This window comes from Streptomyces millisiae (genome assembly GCF_031845425.1).
Taxonomy (GTDB): Bacteria; Actinomycetota; Actinomycetes; order Streptomycetales; family Streptomycetaceae; genus Streptomyces; species Streptomyces millisiae.
Map to the genome: position 1 here is coordinate 165,169 of NZ_JAVREM010000007.1, position 16,621 is coordinate 181,789.

The window sequence follows — 16,621 nt, forward strand, 5'->3', positions numbered from 1 at the left end:
GCGGCCCTACCATCGGTGCCTGCGACCGGGCCGCGCCGAGGAGGACGACCGTGCGAGCAACTCTCGTTTCCAGCCTTGCCCTTGCCCTTGCCACCGCGGTCCCCGCCACCACCGCCGCCGCGGACCCGCGGCCAGCCGCCGGCTGGGAGCCGGCGCCCTCCGCGCCGTGGGAGATGGCGGCCGGCGCGCGCTGTGACTTCCCCGTGAGCGGCACGCCCGTGGTGGACGAGGTCGAGCGACTGGTCCTCGACACGCACCAGGACGGCTCGCCCCGGCGCGTGGCCTACCGGGGTGACCTGGTCGTCCGCGTCACCAACGCCGACACCGGCGCCGCCCACGACGCGGACGCGAGCGGCACGGCGGTCGTCACCTACCACGCCGACGGGGCACAGACCTGGCGGGTGCTCGGCCCGGTGCTGGTCGGCTTCGCGGAGCACGGCGGCAACCTGCCGCGTGGCATCTACGTCATCGACGGCGCCTACACCATGGAGATCGACCCCGGCGGCTTCAAGGAAGTGACCTTGGCCGCCGGCACCGTCGACGACCTCTGCGCGCGCGTCGACTGACGTCGGAAACCAGGTGCGGAGCGTCGGCGCCGTGGTGTGTGCTCTGCGGCATGACGATCGTGTTGGGCAGGCCGGCGGCCGACCGGTTGAGCGAGGTCGTGGGCGCGCTGCGGGAGTGGCAGTCCGAGGGGGCGCCGACGCAGCTGCACCCGGGGGACCTCGGCTGGTTCTGGCGGTTCGGCGCGGAGACGACGGCCGCGGCGGTCAGGACCTGGAGCCGGGACGGGCGGATCCTCGCCGTCGGGCTGCTCGACGGCCCCGAGCTGCTGCGGCTGACGACGGCCCCGGACGCCCGGCGGGACGAGGAGCTGGCGCGGCGACTGGTCGAGGACGCCACCGACCCGGAGCGCGGCGTGCTGCCGGCGGGGAAGGCGTACGTCGAGGCGCCCCCTGGCGCCCTGGTCCACGACCTGCTGGGCGAGGACGGCTGGCCCGAGGACGAGCCGTGGACGCCGCTGCGCCGCGACCTCGGTGAGCCGGTGGCGGACTCGGGCGTGCGGGTCGAGGCGATCGGTGCCGGGCGGGCGGCGGTGTGGGCCGACGTGCTGCGGGCGTCGTTCGACGGGTCGACGTTCACGGCTGGGCGTTGGCACGCGATGGCGGCCGGATCGCCGTACGCCGACGCCAGGTGTCTGGTCGCATACGACGACCGGGGCGCCGCGGTGGCCGTGGTGACGGTCTGGGCGGCCGGCCCCGGGCGGCCCGGGGTGCTGGAGCCGATGGGGGTGCACCGGGAACACCGCGGTCGGGGCCACGGCAGGGCGATCACCCTCGCCGCGGCGGCCGAGCTCCGGGAGCTGGGCGCGTCGAGCGCGCTCGTCTGCACCCCGAGCTCCAACGTCGGCGGCGTCGCCACCTACGCCTCGGCCGGCTTCGAGCGGCTCCCCGAGCGAAGGGACCGACGCCGGGACGCCTGACGCCGGTCCCGCGGCGTCAGTGGTGGGGGCCGTGCCGGCCGAGGGTCTCCACCGGGGTCGCGCCGGGGCGGGTCCACTGCGGCACGGGGCGGCTGGTCGGGCCCCAGGTGGCGTTCCCCGCCGCGTCCGTGCGCCAGTACCAGCACGGGGCGTGTCCCTCGGGCCAGCCCTCCGGCTTGTCCTCCCACGCCTCGCCGCGGCCGTAGGGCGTCATGTCGAGCAGGCTGAGGGAGCCGTTGACCGGCTCGTTGCCGCGGCCCGTCGTGGAGTAGGTGAGGAACACCCGGTCGCCGTCGCGCAGGAAGCAGGTCAGGTGGCCCATCTCCCCGCCGACCGGCGCGGGCACGTCCCGCACCGAGTACCAGGGCTGGGTGTAGCCCATGAACTCGACGAAGGAGGCCACCTCGTCCCAACGGCCGGTGGTCAGCACGGCGAACGAGACGCCGCGGGCGTTCAGGTAGACGGCGTCCCGCAGGTGCCAGGCCGCGGTGGTGCACCCCTCGCACTGCCCCTGGTGCGGCGCCCCGTCGTACCACATGTGCTGGTAGACCACGAGCTCGTCGCGGCCCTGGAACAGGTCGAGGAACGGGACCGGTCCCTCGGGGCCGACGACCTCGACCGTGCCGTCGAACTCGACCATCGGCAGTCGGCGGCGGGCCGCGGCGATGGCGTCGCCCTCGTGGGTGTGGGCCTTCTCGCGGACCAGCAGCTCGTCCCTGGCGGCCTGCCAGGTGGCCAGGTCGACGACGGGCGGGCGGCCGGGCGGTGCGGCGGTCATGGTGTCCTCCGTGGTGTTCTCGTGCCGGGGCGGCGTCGGACGCCGCCCCACGGCGGTCACCAGGGCAGACCCGCGACCCGGCCGGAACTCATCGCGGACCGCGGCGTCACCGCCGGGCGTGGCGGATCGTCAGGCGCCCGAAGCCCATGACCCCGGAGATCCGGATCGTGGGCCCGCCGGGGCGCGAGGGCCGCCGGGGCTTGTAGCGCGAGTCCTTCCACCCGGTCCGCAGCGCGTCGAGGTCGACGACCGCGTCGCGCGGCACCGTGATCCTGGCGCTGCCGGTGCCGACCTCCAACTCGATGTCGACCACCGGATGTTCGAAGACGGCCCGGGACAGGTCCAGGCGCACGCTCCCGTACGCGGACGCCACCCTGAGGGTCCGGGGCACCCGCCACTCGCCGCGCCGCGTGATCCGCCCGCCGGCCGCGGCGATCGTCGACGTGCCGGCCGGCTTCTCCGCCGGGAGTGAGGCCAGCGCCGCGGCCAACTCGCCATGCGTGGTGGCGGTGAGCACCTGGTGGAGCAGCCCGTCCATCTCCTCGTGCGGGACGTGGCCTTCGGCGTACGCCTCCTGGAGGCGCCGGACGGCCGAGTCGCGGTCGTCTTCGCCGAGCGGTGCGGACGGGTCTGCCGGCAGGGAGGTCACGGTGGCACTCTAGTGCGGTCCCGCCGAGGCGAACCCACCGTGGCCCCCGAGGCCGGAACGGTGGCCGGCACGCCGTTCGGCGCGCGCCCTCAGCCGGGTTCGCGCGGCGAGAGTGCGGCCACCGTGTCGGTGAGCTCCCGACACACCCGCGCGATCTGTCGCTGCGTGTTGTTCCGTTCCGTGATCAGGGCGGAGAGCAGCAGCGCCGTCAGCGCCGTGGTGCCGTTGAACGCCTGGAGGGTGAACATCTGGGCGGCGAGCTGATGCCCCTCGAAGGGGCCCGTGTCGTCCGCCGCCGCGTCGATCGCGAGCACGGACACCACCAGTGCGCACGGCGCGGCGCCGGCGAGCCGGAAGCGGAACGCCGCCCAGATCAGGAAGGGCCCGACGAGGAACAGCACGTGCAGGTCGCTGCGGGTGGAGAAGACGGTCACGGCCGCGACCCCGAGCAGCATCGCCCCGGCCTCGAGCCACCGGAGCGCGGACGGCAGCGGTGGCCAGCGTGCCCCGTGCAGGACGAGGACGCAGGGCGCGACGATGAGCACGCCCATGGCGTCGCCGGTCCACCACACCGACCAGGCGGACCAGAAGTCCCGCGCCGCGAGGGCGTCGGAGAGCACCAGGACGCCGGTGCCCACGGTCGCGCTGATCAGCATGCCGCCCAGCGCGCCGAGGAACACCAGGGCGAGGGCGTCGCGCAGCCGGTCGAGACGGGTGCGGAAGCCGACGCGGCGCAGCACGAGGTAGGCGGCCAGCGGTGCCGCGGTGTTGCCCACCGAGATCCCCGCGGCGACGAGCGGGGAGGGATCGGGCCCGATGTTCACGGCGAACGCGGCGACCGCGATCGCGGGACAGACCCGTGGGCCCCAGAACAGCAGGGACGCCAGGGCGATGCCGGTCGGCGGCCACAGCGGCGTGACCTGGCCGTTCACCAACTGCTGCAGCAGCCCGAGCCGGGCGGCGGCGTAGTAGGCCCCGGCGATGGCGAGGTTGAGCAGCACGAGGTCGCGGTGGTGCCGGAGGCGGTGACCGCCCGATGCCGCGGTCGACATGCCGTCAGGTCCCTTCGTGGGACACGACGAGCACGGCGGCGTCGTCGCTGTGCCCCGTCAGGTCGGCGACGGCCAGGACATGGGCGGCGAGCACGTCCGGGTCGGCTCCGACCTCCGCCCTGGCCAGCCGGGCGACGCGTTCCAGGCCGCGGCCGAGGGGGAAGTCCGGGCCCTCCACGACGCCGTCGGTCAGCAGGACGAAGACACCGGGCGTGGTCAGTCGCCGCCGGGTGACCGGGTACTCCTGGCCGGCGAAGACGCCGAGTGGCAGACCGCCGGCGTCCAGCAGCACCTCGGAGTGCCCGCCGGGTTGGGCCCTGATCGTGGGCACGTGCCCGGCGCGGGCGTCGGCCAGCTCGCCCGTGGCCGGGTCGTAACGGTAGAAGGAGCAGGTCACGAAGAGATCGGGCTCCAGCGAGACCAGCAGGTCGTTGACGCGCGCCAGGATCTCGCCCGGGTCGCTGGTGATGCCGGCGACGACGCGCAGACCGGTGCGGACCTGTCCCACGAAGGCGGCGGCGTCCACGTCGTGGCCCTGGACGTCCCCGATCACGATGCCGATCGCGCCGCCCGGCATGGGGAACGCGTCGTACCAGTCGCCGCCGACGTCGAGACCTTCGCGGGCGGGGGTGTACCGGGCGGCGGTACGCAGCCCGGGAGCCTCAGGCAACTCGTCGGGCAGCATGGTGCGCTGCAGGGCGATGGCCAGTTCGGCCCGGGCCTGCTGGAGCTTGGTGCGCGCCAGCACCTCACCGGCGAGCCGCGACAGGGTGTGCAGCAGCTCCTCGGCTCCGGGACGCGGTTCGCCGCGCTGCCTGGGCATCCGCACGCTCCCTGGGCTTCCGGTCCTTCCCTCTTTTCACGCTACCGCCGAGCGTCCGCGGCGGCCTCCTGAGCGTCCTGACCAGCGGTGATCGGGGGCACGTGAGGCGTGGGCCGCGCGCCGAGCACACGGAGGAGGGCGGTCGAGTCGGTGACCCAGCCGAAGAGGCGTTCGATCAGGGTCAGGGTCGACTCGTGGTGCGCGGGGCCCTGGATCTCGGCGACGCAGTCGGAGAGGACGATCGGGCGGTAGTCGCGGAACATGGCGTCCCGGACCGTGGATTCCACGCAGACGCTGGTGGTGCAGCCGGTGACGACCAGGGTACGGACGCCGAGGCGGCGCAGGGTCGGGTCCAGTTCGGTGTCGTGGAAGCCGCTGAAGCGGTTCTTGCCGATCACCAGGTCGGCCGGCTCGGGGCTGAGCTCGGGGAGGATCCGGGTGTTCCAGGTGTCCCTGACCAGCACCCGGCCCTCGGTGCCGTCGGGGGCGGTGACGGTGCGGCCCACGGAGGTGTGGACGAGCCGGTTCTTGCTGTCCTCGGGGCCGAGGTCGGAGAGGTCGGGCAGGTAGCCGTGCTGGAGGTACACCACCGGCAGCCCGGCGCCCCGGGCGGCGGACAGCACCCGGGCGACGGGGGCGATCGTCGCCCTGATGAGGGAGATGTCGCCGCCGCCGAGGTCGACGCCGCCGCCGGCCGCGGCGAAGTCGTTCTGCATGTCGACCACGAGCACGGCGGTGCTCGCCGGGTCGAGGGCGACCGGCTCGGGGCGGGCTTCGACGGTGTGGCTCACGGTGGCGGCTCCCAGGAAGCGGCAGAGAAGTGCACGGTGTGTGCACTTCCAGAAAGTACACATGGCGTGTAGTTCTGTGCAAGGGTGTTCCGCATGACCAGGCCCATCGACGTCCCACGCAACGCCCGCGGGCGGCGGACCCGCTCGGCGATCCTGGCGGCGGCCCGCGCGCTGCTGGAGGAGAGCGGCCTTGAGGCCCTGACCATGACGGCGGTCGCCGAGCGGGTGGGCGTCTCCCGGCGCGGGATCTACCTGCACTTCGCCTCCCGCACGGAGCTGGTGACGGCGCTCTTCGACCATGTGGCGGGCGAGGAGGGGCTGCACGCGTCGGTCGACCGGGTGTGGCGGGCCCCGGACGCGGTGGCCGGGCTCGACGAGTGGGCCCGCCACCTGGCCAGGTACCACCCGCGGGTGCTGGCCGTGGACGAGGCCGTGCGGCGGGTCAGGGCGCACGACCCCGACGCCGCCCGGCACTACGCGCGCGCCGCCGCCTCGCAGCTGGCGCACTGCCGGCGACTGGCCGAATGGCTCGCAGCCGAGCGGCGGCTGGCGGAGCCGTGGACGGTGGAGACGGCGGCCGACATGATGCGCTCGCTGGTCTCCTCCGACCTGGTGTCCGCGCTGCTCGACGAACGCGGCTGGTCACGGGAGGAGTTGGGCGACCGGCTGGCCCTGCTGCACCGGCGGACCTTCGCCCGCCCCCGGGACCTGTCCGGGTGACCTGGCCGGCTGGGCCTTGACCTCAACCGCGCTTGATGTCCGAGCCTGGTCCCACCAGCACCGACACAGGGAGACGGCACGATGCGCGTGGCACAGGTGACGAGGTTCGGCGGGCCCGAGGTGATCGAGGCCAGGGAGCTACCGGACCCGGTCCCCGGCCCCGGCGAGGTGGTGATCCGGGTCGCCGCCGCGGACACCATCTTCGTGGAGACCCAGATCCGCGCCGGCTGGAACGCCGACTGGTGGGGCGTCGTTCCGCCGTACGTCCCCGGCGGCGCGGTGGCCGGCGTCGTCACCGCCACCGGCGCGGGCGTGGAGCCGTCCTGGGCCGGCCGCGCGGTCGCCGCGCACACCCACCGCGGCGGCGGCTACGCCGAGCAGGCCCTGGCCCCGGCCGAGGCCCTCATCCCGCTCCCGCCGGGCCTCGACGCGGACACGGCCGCCGCGCTGATGCACGACGGCCCGACCGCCCTCGGCCTGTTCACCGACGCCGCCGTACGGCCGGGGGAGTCGGTCCTGGTCCTGCCCGCCGCCGGTGGCGCCAGCAGCCTGCTGGTCCAGTGGGCGAAGGCGGCCGGCGCCCGGGTCACGGGCGCCGCCCGCGGCAGGCGCAAGCTGGACGCCGTGCGCGACCTCGGCGCCGACGCCGTCGTCGACTACTCCGAACCCGGCTGGCTCGACGGCCTCCACGCCGACGTGATCTTCGAGGGGGTGGGCGGCGAACTCGGCGCGAGCGCGCTGCGGGCCGCCGCCGACGGCGCCCGGGTGGCCGCGTACGGGGCGCCGAGCGGCGGGTTCTCCGTCCACGACCCGGCGGAGCTGGCGCGCCGCGGCATCCGGCTCACCGGCATCGAACGGGTGCAGTTCACCCCGGAGAAGCTCAGGGAGCTGACCGCCAGGGTCCTGGACGAGGCGGCCGCGGGCCGGATCCGCCCGCTGATCGCCCGCCGCCTCCCGCTGGAGCGGGCCGCCGAGGCACACGCGGCGATCGAGGCGCGGAGCGTGGTGGGCAAGACCCTGCTGGTGCCCTGAGCCTGGGCGGCCCTAGCCGGTGGGCGCGCCGTCCGGGAGCAGTTCCGACAGGGACGGCGGATCCGTCTCGGGCTCCGGCTCCGGCTCTCGTTCCCGCTCGGGCAGCGCGGGGGTGGGGACCTCGGTCGGGGTCGGCAGCAGGTCGGGGACCGTGACGTCCGCCGTGGGGGAGGGCGGGCAGTCGGGGTGGGAGAGCAGCGTGGGGGCGGTGCCTCCGATGAGGCAGAGGAGGCCGGTGAGGCCGGTGGGCTCCGAGCTGGGGGAGGTCGGCGACGGCGAGGGGGTGGCGGACGGGCCGGTAGCGGCCGGCGCCGGGTCCGTCGGCGTGGCGGTGGGGGACGGGGGTGCGGGCTCGGGCTCCGCGGTCGGTTCCGGGGCGGCGACGGGGGGCCGGCGGTCGTCGGGGGCGGTGGGCGGCTCGTCGCCCACGGCGGGGACCGCGGGGCCGACGACCAGGGCGAAGGTGGCGGCGATCGCCACCTTGCCGGCCGCGCCCCCGGCCGACCAGGCCGGCAGCGCCGACCAGGGCGCCACCCGCGCGACCAGGCCGGCCGCGGCGACCGGCAGCAGGCCACGGAGCGCCGCGTTGACGTCCACCAGCTCCAGGTAGGCGGCCCGGCAGCGGTCGCAGCCGTCCAGGTGCTGCCGCAGCCCGCGCGCCGCGGCCGAGCCGCGGATGAACGAGCCGAGCCTGCGGGAGTACCTGCGGCACTCCCGCTGGTCGGTGAGCGCGTCGCTGACGTGCGCCTGGAGGTAGGCCTGCCGCAGCCCCTCGCGGGCCCGGAAGGCCAGCACGGCCGTGGCGTTCTTGGTGAGCCCCAGGTCGCGGCCCACCTCGGCCAGTGGCTGCCCCTCCACGGCGGTGCGCCACAGCACCTCGCGCCAGCGCTCCGGCAGGGTGGCGAACGCCTCGGCCAGCATGACCCGTTCGGCCCGGTGCAACGCCTGCGACTCGGCCGAGGGCAGCGGCGAGGGGAGGTCGGAGGGGAGCGGGGCGGGGGCGCGGCGGCCCGCGGCCATCCGCCGCACCATGGCCAGCAGGTAGCCGCGCACCGACGAGCGGGGCCCGCCGCCCTCGCGCACCGCCTTCAGGGTGCGGGCGAACGCCTCGCCGGTCACGTCGTCGGCCGCCTGCGGGGTGAGTCCGGCGCCGCGCGCGTGCAGCCGGACCGGGCCCGCGTGCCGGCGGTACAGCTCCGCGAAGGCGGCGCTGTCACCGCCGCGCGCCCGGGCGAGGAGAACGGTGTCGTCGGTCGCGTCGTGCGGCCGGTGCTGGTCTGACATGGTGCTCCCCTGTCCCGTTTCCGCCGTCTCACTCGTCACCGTCGCCACGGCCGTCTCAGCCGACCTGGCGGCGCGCCAACTCGTGGAAGAGCCCGGTCGGGTCGGCCAACAGCGCGGCGGGCGGGCCCTGCTGGACGATCCGGCCCTCCGACATGACGATCACCCGGTCCGCGTCCATGACGGTGGAGAGCCGGTGGGCGATCACGATCCGGGTGGCGCGCAGCGCCCTGGTGGCCGCGATCACCGCGCGCTGCGCCTCGTTGTCCAGCGCGCTGGTGGCCTCGTCGAAGAAGAGGATCCGCGGCCTGCGGACCAGGGCCTGGGCGATCATCAGGCGCTGCCGCTGGCCGCCCGAGACGGTGCCGCCGCCGTCCGAGAGCATGGTGTGCATGCCCATCGGCATGGCCTTGATGTCCTCGGCGAGGCCGGCGAGCGCGGCCGCCTCCCACGCCTCCTCCAGCGTGTGCGAGCCGGTGCCGCGGATGCAGTCCAGGATGGAGCCGGTGAGCGGCTGGGCGTTCTGCAGCACCACCCCGCACTGCCGGCGCACCGCCGCCCGGTCGAGGGCCGCGAGCTCCTGGCCGTCGTAGCGGACGCTGCCGGTCAGCGGCTGGTCGAAGCCGATGAGCAGCCGCAGCAGCGTCGACTTGCCGCAGCCGCTCGGGCCGACGATCGCCACGAACTCGCCGGGCCGCGCCTCGAAGCTGACGTCGTCCAGGACCAGCGGGGCGCCCTCGGCGTAGCGGTAGGAGACGCCACGGGCCTCGATCCGGCCGCCCAGGGTGGCCGGGCGGGTGCTGGCGCCGGTCACCTCGGGGAGCTCGCGGAGGATCGGCCTGACCTTCTCGAACATCGGGAGCACGGCGGCGGCCGACAACAGCGCGCCGGTCAGCTGGGTGACCGACGACAGCAGCATGGTGACGGCCGTGTGGAAGGTGAGGAACTCGGCGGCCGACATGGAGCCGCGCGCCGGGCCCGCCAGCAGCATGAACATCGTGAGCGTGCTCAGCGGCAGACAGAGGGCGTTGAGCACCGTGATGGCGTTGGCGATCCGGCCCGCGCGCTGCTGGAGGTCCCTGGTGCGGGCGAACTCCCGTGCCCAGGCGGCGTAGGCGAAGCTCTCGGCGGCGGCCACGCGCAGCTTGGGGAGCGCGCGCAGGGTCTGGAACGCCTGGTTGTTGAGCCGGTTGCCGATGGTGATCAGCCGCCGCTGGTACCGGAGTTGCCACAGCCCCAGGACGAGGAAGACGGCCGCGACGGTGAGCAGCATGGCGAGCGCGGCCAGCGCCAGCGGCACGCTGTAGACCAGCAGCAGCACCAGGTTGGCCGCGCCCACGGTGGTCGCCTGGAGGCAGACCGAGCCGATTCCGGACAGCACCCGGCGGATGGCGCTGATGCCCATGGCGGCGCTGGCCAGCTCGCCGGTGGAGCGGCCGGCGAAGAAGGTGGCGGGCAGCCGCAGCAGCCGGTCCCAGACGGCGGGTTGCAGGGTGGCCTCGACCCGGCCCTCAAGACGGAGGATGGCGGTGTTCTGCAGCAGCATGAAGACGGCCGAGACCACGCTGAGCGTGATGATCGCCACGCCGGCCTGCACGATGAGGCCGGTCTCGCCCTGTGGCACGTACGCGCCGAGTACCCGGCCGGTCGCGATGGGCACCAGGGCGCCGAGGCCGGCGGCGACCAGCCCGCCGATCGCCAGGCTCCGCAGCTCGCCGCGGGTGCCGCGCAGGCTGAACCGCACCAGACCGAGCAGTCCGAGCGGCCGGTCGGGCAGCGGGCGGTAGAACATCACGGCGTGCGAGTCGAGTTCGGCCGCCGCCGCCCGGTCGACGGGCTGCCGGTCGCCGGTCTCGGGATCGACGACGGCGTAGCGGCCGCGGCGCCACAGCAGGGCGACCGGCGCGCCGTCCCCGGCGCGCCGGCCCACCAGTGGCCCGCTGTCCTCGCGCCACCAGGCGCCGGACAGCCTGACCTGCCGGGTGCGGACCCGGGAGGCGACGGCGATCGCCTCCACCGGGTCGGCGTCCTCCTCCGCGGCGGCCCCGACCCCCGGCCGGCTGGTGAGGGTGACGCCGGCCTCGGCCGCGACCAGGCGGCAGGCGGCGAGCGTCGCGTCGGCGTGCCGGTGCCCGGTGCCCCGGTCGCGGCCGATGGCGGCCAGCAGCGTCTCGTTCGCCTCGGTGCGGGCCGCCTCGCCGGCCTCGATGCCGGCGGCCGTCCGGTCCTCGTGGGCCCGTTCGAGTTCGCTGATCCAGCCGTCCAGGACGTTCAGCAGCCGGCGCTGCTGGTCGACCATGCCCTGCCAGACGCCCGGGTCGATGAGCAGCGCGCCGGCGGCGGCCATGTCGTAGGCGGCGCCGTACTGGACGCTGCCGGGCGGGATCGACGGCCACAGCACGTCGTCCTCCGAGCCGCCGAGCGGCGCCTGGTAGAGCACCCGCAGGCCCCGGCCCACGCCCTGCGCGAATGCCTCCTCCAGCGGGCTCGGCCAGCCGCCGCCCGCGTGGTAGGCCGCCTCGTACCCCGCCTGGTGCAGCTCGCGCAGCTCGACGCGGTGCAACTGGCAGCCGGGCAGCGCCCTGGCGATCAGGGTGTGGGAGGGGCCCGGCGCCGGGCCGAGCAGCAGCGTGCCGGCGGGCAGCCGGCCGAGGAAGTGGCGCGGGCCCCGCTGGGCGGCGTCGACCGCGAACAGGTCGAGGGCGCCGTCCGCCACCAGCCACAGCACCAGCGGCCCTTCGAGGGACAGGTCGCCGCCCGTGCCGGCGTGCTGGACCCGGGTGCCGAGCGCGCCGATGGCGGCCAGCACCGGGTCGGGCCCGGGCGCCGCGCCCGGGGGGACGACGGGGTGGCCGCCGGTGCCGGCGGCGTCGGGAGCGGGATGCGGGGCCGTCACTCAGCGCTCCCTGACCAGCGCGGCGTACGGGCCGCCGTTGGCGAGCAGCCGCTCGTGCCGGCCGCGCTCGACCACCGTGCCGCGGTGCAGCACCAGGATCTCGTCGCTGTCCCGCACCGTGCTCAGCCGGTGGGCGATGACGACGCAGGCGCAGCCGCGGCGCCGCAGGTTGTCGATGATGGTCTGCTCGGTGACCGCGTCCAGCGCGCTGGTCACCTCGTCGAGCACCAGCACGCTGGGGCGGCGCACCAGCGCCCTGGCCAGTTCGAGGCGCTGCCGCTGGCCGCCGGAGAAGTTCTGGCCGTCCTGCTCGACGCGGCTGTGGATGCCGCCGGGCCGGCGGGCCACCACGTCGTCGTAGACGGCGGCGTCCCGCAGCGCCTCGATGACGGCGTCGTCGGGGATGGACGGGTCCCACAGCGCGACGTTGTCGCGAACCGTGCCGGCGAACAGGAACACGTCCTGGTCGACGAAGGAGACGGAGGCGGCGAGCGCGCCGCGCGGGATCTCGCCGAGCGGCGTGCCGTCGATACGGATGACGCCGCTCCACGGGGTGTAGAGGCCGGCCAGCAGCCGGGAGACGGTGGACTTGCCGCTGCCCGAGCCGCCCACCAGCGCGACCTGCTGCCCGGGGCGCACCGTGAGCGAGAAGTCCTTCAGCAGCGGCGGGTCGAGCGGGCTGTAGCCGAAGGTCACCCCGTCCAGCTCGACGAGCCCGGTGAGGCGGCGGGTGCTCGGCGCGGGCTCGCGCCGGGCGTAGACGGGGTCCACCGGGAAGTTCTCGACGTCCTTCAGCCGCGCCACGTCGGCGGCGAAGTCCTGGAGCCGGCCGGCCACGCCGTTGAGCCGGGTGATGGGCGCGGTGAAGCTGGTGACCAGGGCCTGGAAGGCGACCAGCAGACCGACCGTCAGGTGTCCCTCCACGGCCCGCAGACCGCCGACGGTGAGGATCAGCGCGCTGTTGAGCGCGGCCAGCGTCGGCGCGACGACGGCCAGCCAGGCGCTGGGCACGCCGAGCCGCTGCTGCACCTCCAGGGTGGCGGCGTGCTGGCCGGCCCAGCGGCGGAAGAAGCCGTCCTCGCCGCCGGTGGCCTTCAGCGTCTCGATGAGGGTGAGGCCGCTGTAGGAGGTGTTGGTCAGCCGGGCGCTGTCCGCCCGCAGCCGCTGGGTGCCGGTCGACCGCAGCCCGATCACGATCCGCATGGCGACGATGTTCAGCAGCGCGACCAGCACGCCGAGGACGGTGAGGTTGGGGTCGTAGCTCCACAGCAGCACCGCGTAGAGCAGCACCACCACGGCGTCCACGCCGGCGGCGGCCAGGTCGCGGGCGAGGACGTCCGAGACCGTGTCGTTGGACTCCAGCCGCTGCACCAGGTCGGCCGCGTTGCGCTGGGCGTAGAAGCTGACGGGCAGCCGCAGCAGATGGCGCAGGAAGCGGGCGCTGCCCAGGGTCGCGGAGATGACGCGGCCCCGCAGCAGGTTGGCCTGCTGGACGGCGGTGAGCGTGGCGGTGACCGCCAGGGTGGTGGCCATCGCCGCGAACAGCACGCCGAGTTGGGAGGTCTGGCCGCCGATCAGGAACAGGTCGACGTAGGTGCGGCTGAGCGCCGGCACGGTGGCGCCGGCGACCACCAGCAGCAGGCTCGCCAGGACGATGGCGAGCATCGTGCCCGACATGCCGCGCAGCCGGCCGGGCATGGCCCGCAGAATGCCCGGCTTGCGGCCGCCGCGGCGGAAGTCGTCGCCGGGTTCGAGGACCAGCACGACGCCGGTGAAACTGGTGTCGAACTCGTCGATCGGCACGAACCGGCGGCCCTTGGCGGGGTCGTTGATCCAGGCGCCGCGGCGGCCGAACCGGCGGCCCATGCCGTCCAGGACGACGTAGTGGTTGAACTCCCAGAACAGGATGGCCGGCGGCCTGACCTCGGCCAGCGCGGCCAGGTCCATCTGCATGCCCTTGGCGGTGAGGCCGTGCCGGCGGGCCGCCTTCAGCAGGTTGCTGGCGCGCGAGCCGTCCCGGGAGACGCCGCAGGCGATGCGCAGCTCCTCAAGCGGCACGTGGCGGCCGAAGTGGCCGAGCACCATGGCCAGCGCGGCGGCGCCGCACTCCACCGCCTCCATCTGCAGCACCGTGGGGGTGCGGACGGTCCGCGCGGCGCGCAGCCGCGGGGTGCGGCGCGGGGCGCGGCGGGGCGCGCGCCGCCGGCGCCGGTCGGCCCTGGCACCGGACTCCGCGGGGCCGGGCCGGCGGCGGTCGCCGACGGGCTGGAGGCGGGGGGAGGTGTCCTGGGTGGCGGTCACGGAAGCAGCCAATCGACGGGGCGTTGCTCGGAGAGGCGGATGGTGCCGGTGACGGGCGTCCTGGAGTCGAGGGCGAACGGCGGCCCCTCGGCGGACGACCACCGGTAGCCGGACTCGGTGTCGCCCGCGGTTTCGAGCTCCACGACCACCGGCACCGGGTTGCCCTCTTCGGCGAAGGAGGCCGCCAGTTGGGCGTCGCCGAGGAAGCCGGCGAGCTGTTCCGGGGTCTGCGCGCCGCCCACCGCCTGGACGCGGCCGTGCAGCACGCCGAACTGCTCCCGGGGGGCGGACTGGACGTCCAGGTCGACGCGGGCGCCGACGGGGATGGCGGAGGCGCCGTCACCCGGCAGGTAGAGGACGGCGATCAGTGGCTGGTCCCCCTGCGGCTCGTGCTCCAGGGTGGCGACCTCGTCGCCCGCGGTCAGGACCGAGCCCTCCCGGGCGATCAGCGTGGTGACCCGGCCGCCGGCCACCGCGGCCACCTCCTGGTCGCCCTCGTCGGTCGCGACCAGCAGCAGTGGTGCCCCGGGGGCGAGCGAGTCGCCCTCGGCGGCGAGGAGTCGGGTGACCTGGCCGGTCACCGGGCTCTCCAGCACGTATCCGCCCTCCGGGCCGCTGAGGACGCCGGGGGCGCTCTGGCTGGCGGAGACCGAGCCCGTGAGGGCCCAGTAGGCGGCGGCCACCATCACGAGGAAGGTGACGGCGAGGACGAGCCGGCCCTGCGGGCGGGCGAGGCGCACCGGCAGGTCGAGTTCCTCCGGCGACTGCAGTTTGGAGAGGGCTTTCTGGCGAAACTGCACGAGCCATTCCTTCAGCTGCCCCGGGGATGACTGAGCCGCGGATATCCATGGAGAACCATGGATATCCGCGGGTTCAGCCGTGAACCCCGGAAGTGTGGGGTCCGGGGTTCACGATGTGCGTGCTCAGATGCCGGCGAGACCGGTGACGGCACCGGTGTTCGCGTTCACGCCGGTGATGCCGGAGACCTGGCCGGTCACCTGGCCGGCGACACCCTGGACGAAGCCGACGGTCTCCAGGGAGCCCACGGCGCTGGTCACGTCGCTGGTCAGGGCGCCCACCAGGCCACCGGAGACGGAGACGAGGCCCGCCACACCGCCGGCGACGGCGTCCAGCTCGGTGTCGGCGATCTCACGGGTCTCAAGGTCGTTACGCAAGGCGCGTTTCCCTTCACTCATCATCACTTGGAATGCGCGGCGAGATTAGACAGCCACCCCTGTCGCCCACGGGCGACGGGCAATGTGTCGGCCGCCGTGCTGCCGACTGCCGCCAGCGCGAGGATGTAAACACGGCGCGCGCCGTCCCGGCCAGCGCTGGGTACCGGGGCCGGGCGTGCGGGCGGGGTGGACGGTCGCGAACGTGCGACATCCTCCGCCAAGTAGTTGTGGGATTTTCGCGTAATCGGACTACGTGGCGCCTCGATGCCGTGGGGGCGCCGAACTCTATGGGCGGCTAAGCGCCCTGATTGGTGCCATGTCCGACATCATGCGAATTCCGGTCGGATGCCGTCCACTTGTGCCCGAGGCGTGAAGATGCGCCGAAGGGTGTTTGGGGACCGGGCAGAACGGTCCCGGCCGGCCCAGCCGTCGGGAACCGGAGTCGCCAGCGGACCTCGCCGTCCGACCACTCGTCGGTGGCCACCAGGCCGGCCGCCGCGGCCACCGCCGCCGAGGCGCCGTGCGCGGGATGGACGTGCGCCACCACCTCGCGCACCGCGCGCCCTTCCAGCCACCCCACCAGCGCCCGCGCCGCCTCGGTCGCGATGCCGCGGCCCTGCCAGGCGCTGCCCACCACCCACGCGACCTCGGCCCGACGGCCCGTGACCGTCGCCTGCACACAGCCGGCCAACCGGCCCTCCGCCCTGGCCCTGACGACCCAGTTGAGCCAGCCGACCCCCGGCTCCGGCGCCCCCGCCACCAGCCGCGCGTAGCGGGCCCGCAACGCCACGGCGTCCAACGGCTCACCGCCGGTGAACGCGTACAGCGCCGGGTCGGCCAGCACGCCGGCCATCTCCTCGGCGTGCGCCACCCGCAGCGGTTCGAGGTCGAGCCGGGCGGTGACGAGGGCTTGGGGCGTCATGGTGTCCATGCCACGATTCTCCCGGGCCCGGCCCGGGCGCCGTCCACCGTGAAGGGAGCCGCCGGCCATGACCGTTCCGCCGTTCGAAGCCGTGCTGTGCGACATCGACGGGGTGCTGCGGCACTGGCCGTCGCTCGACGCGATCGAGCGGGCCAATGGCCTCCCCGTCGGCGCCATGGCGGCGGTGGCGCTGACCGGCCCGCTGGCCGAGGCGGCGATCACCGGCCGCACCACCGACGAGCAGTGGCGGGCGGCCGTCGTCGCCGAACTGGCCGCCGCCCACGGCTCGCCGGAGCGCGCCGCGGCGGCCGTCGCCGCCTGGTCCGCGGTGCTGCCGCGGGTCGACGACGAGGTGGTGGCGCTGCTCACCGGGCTGCGCGGGGTGATCCCGGTGGCGCTGGTGTCCAACGCGACGACCCGCCTGGAGGCCGACCTGGCCAGGCTCGGCCTCGCCGAGATCGCCGACGCCGTCGTCAACACCAGCGCCCTCGGCTTCGCCAAGCCGGACCCACGCGTCTACGCGACGGCCGCCGAACGGGTGGGCGTGCCGCCCGCGCGCTGCCTCTTCGTGGACGACACCGAGGCCAACGTCCTCGCCGCGCGCGAAGCCGGCATGACCGGCCTCCACTTCCGCACGGCGGCCGACCTCCGCGGCGCCTTGCGCCTGACCGGCGCGGGCTGACCGCGGCGCCTGTGGCCGCGGCACGCGGTTTTCCCC

At 75.1% G+C, this 16,621-nt stretch carries 15 protein-coding genes and 1 pseudogene; 5 read left to right on the plus strand and 11 right to left on the minus strand.

What is annotated here, in order from left to right; translation table 11 throughout:
• Positions 1 to 50 precede the first annotated feature (50 nt).
• Both RNC47_RS09950 and RNC47_RS09955 read left to right on the plus strand, forming a co-directional pair.
• On the plus strand, positions 51 to 566 hold the full coding sequence (locus RNC47_RS09950) for a hypothetical protein (RefSeq protein ID WP_311597464.1): 516 nt from the start codon (positions 51 to 53) through the stop codon (positions 564 to 566).
• 50 nt (positions 567 to 616) lie between these two features.
• Positions 617 to 1,483, plus strand: coding sequence for a GNAT family N-acetyltransferase (locus RNC47_RS09955; RefSeq protein ID WP_311597466.1), 867 nt, complete (start codon positions 617 to 619; stop codon positions 1,481 to 1,483).
• Between the two features lie 16 nt (positions 1,484 to 1,499).
• On the opposite strand, the gene RNC47_RS09960 is transcribed toward RNC47_RS09955, so the two are convergent.
• The 5 genes from RNC47_RS09960 to RNC47_RS09980 all read right to left on the minus strand — a co-directional run bounded on the left by RNC47_RS09960 (position 1,500) and on the right by RNC47_RS09980 (position 5,576).
• A complete protein-coding gene (locus tag RNC47_RS09960) occupies positions 1,500 to 2,261 on the minus strand; it encodes a DUF899 domain-containing protein (protein ID WP_311597467.1) in 762 nt (253 codons plus the stop codon).
• 106 nt (positions 2,262 to 2,367) lie between these two features.
• Positions 2,368 to 2,910 (minus strand): DUF1707 SHOCT-like domain-containing protein, encoded by a 543-nt coding sequence (locus RNC47_RS09965; protein ID WP_311597469.1) that lies wholly within the window; start codon positions 2,908 to 2,910, stop codon positions 2,368 to 2,370.
• 89 nt (positions 2,911 to 2,999) lie between these two features.
• Entirely contained in the window at positions 3,000 to 3,962 is a 963-nt protein-coding gene (locus tag RNC47_RS09970) for an MASE1 domain-containing protein (protein WP_311597470.1), read from the minus strand.
• 4 nt (positions 3,963 to 3,966) lie between these two features.
• Complete coding sequence (locus RNC47_RS09975; protein ID WP_311597471.1) at positions 3,967 to 4,785, minus strand: PP2C family protein-serine/threonine phosphatase; 819 nt, start codon at positions 4,783 to 4,785, stop codon at positions 3,967 to 3,969.
• A 41-nt stretch (positions 4,786 to 4,826) separates the two neighbouring features.
• Positions 4,827 to 5,576, minus strand: coding sequence for a cysteine hydrolase family protein (locus RNC47_RS09980; RefSeq protein ID WP_311597473.1), 750 nt, complete (start codon positions 5,574 to 5,576; stop codon positions 4,827 to 4,829).
• A gap of 93 nt (positions 5,577 to 5,669) precedes the next feature.
• On the opposite strand from RNC47_RS09980, the gene RNC47_RS09985 reads away from it, so the two are divergent.
• Together RNC47_RS09985 and RNC47_RS09990 are read left to right on the plus strand one after the other, a co-directional pair.
• Positions 5,670 to 6,296 (plus strand): TetR/AcrR family transcriptional regulator, encoded by a 627-nt coding sequence (locus RNC47_RS09985; protein WP_311597474.1) that lies wholly within the window; start codon positions 5,670 to 5,672, stop codon positions 6,294 to 6,296.
• 81 nt (positions 6,297 to 6,377) lie between these two features.
• A complete protein-coding gene (locus RNC47_RS09990) occupies positions 6,378 to 7,328 on the plus strand; it encodes a zinc-binding dehydrogenase (RefSeq protein ID WP_311597476.1) in 951 nt (316 codons plus the stop codon).
• A gap of 12 nt (positions 7,329 to 7,340) precedes the next feature.
• Here RNC47_RS09990 and RNC47_RS09995 read toward each other — a convergent pair whose 3' ends face one another.
• The 6 genes and pseudogenes from RNC47_RS09995 to RNC47_RS10020 form a co-directional block, all read right to left on the minus strand.
• Complete coding sequence (locus RNC47_RS09995) at positions 7,341 to 8,612, minus strand: RNA polymerase sigma factor (protein ID WP_311597478.1); 1,272 nt, start codon at positions 8,610 to 8,612, stop codon at positions 7,341 to 7,343.
• Between the two features lie 55 nt (positions 8,613 to 8,667).
• Positions 8,668 to 11,505, minus strand: a complete 2,838-nt coding sequence (locus RNC47_RS10000) for an NHLP bacteriocin export ABC transporter permease/ATPase subunit (protein ID WP_394814745.1) — start codon at positions 11,503 to 11,505, stop codon at positions 8,668 to 8,670.
• On the minus strand, positions 11,506 to 13,626 hold the full coding sequence (locus RNC47_RS10005; protein ID WP_394814746.1) for an NHLP family bacteriocin export ABC transporter peptidase/permease/ATPase subunit: 2,121 nt from the start codon (positions 13,624 to 13,626) through the stop codon (positions 11,506 to 11,508).
• Positions 13,627 to 13,802: 176 nt separating this feature from the next.
• Entirely contained in the window at positions 13,803 to 14,606 is an 804-nt protein-coding gene (locus RNC47_RS10010; protein ID WP_311597481.1) for an HlyD family efflux transporter periplasmic adaptor subunit, read from the minus strand.
• Positions 14,607 to 14,729: 123 nt separating this feature from the next.
• Positions 14,730 to 14,981, minus strand: coding sequence for a hypothetical protein (locus tag RNC47_RS10015; protein WP_311597483.1), 252 nt, complete (start codon positions 14,979 to 14,981; stop codon positions 14,730 to 14,732).
• Between the two features lie 439 nt (positions 14,982 to 15,420).
• A pseudogene (locus RNC47_RS10020) lies at positions 15,421 to 15,912 on the minus strand (GNAT family N-acetyltransferase); the annotation flags it as partial.
• Positions 15,913 to 15,970: 58 nt separating this feature from the next.
• On the opposite strand from RNC47_RS10020, the gene RNC47_RS10025 reads away from it, so the two are divergent.
• Positions 15,971 to 16,585 (plus strand): HAD-IA family hydrolase, encoded by a 615-nt coding sequence (locus RNC47_RS10025; RefSeq protein WP_311597484.1) that lies wholly within the window; start codon positions 15,971 to 15,973, stop codon positions 16,583 to 16,585.
• The last annotated feature ends 36 nt before the right edge of the window (positions 16,586 to 16,621 follow it).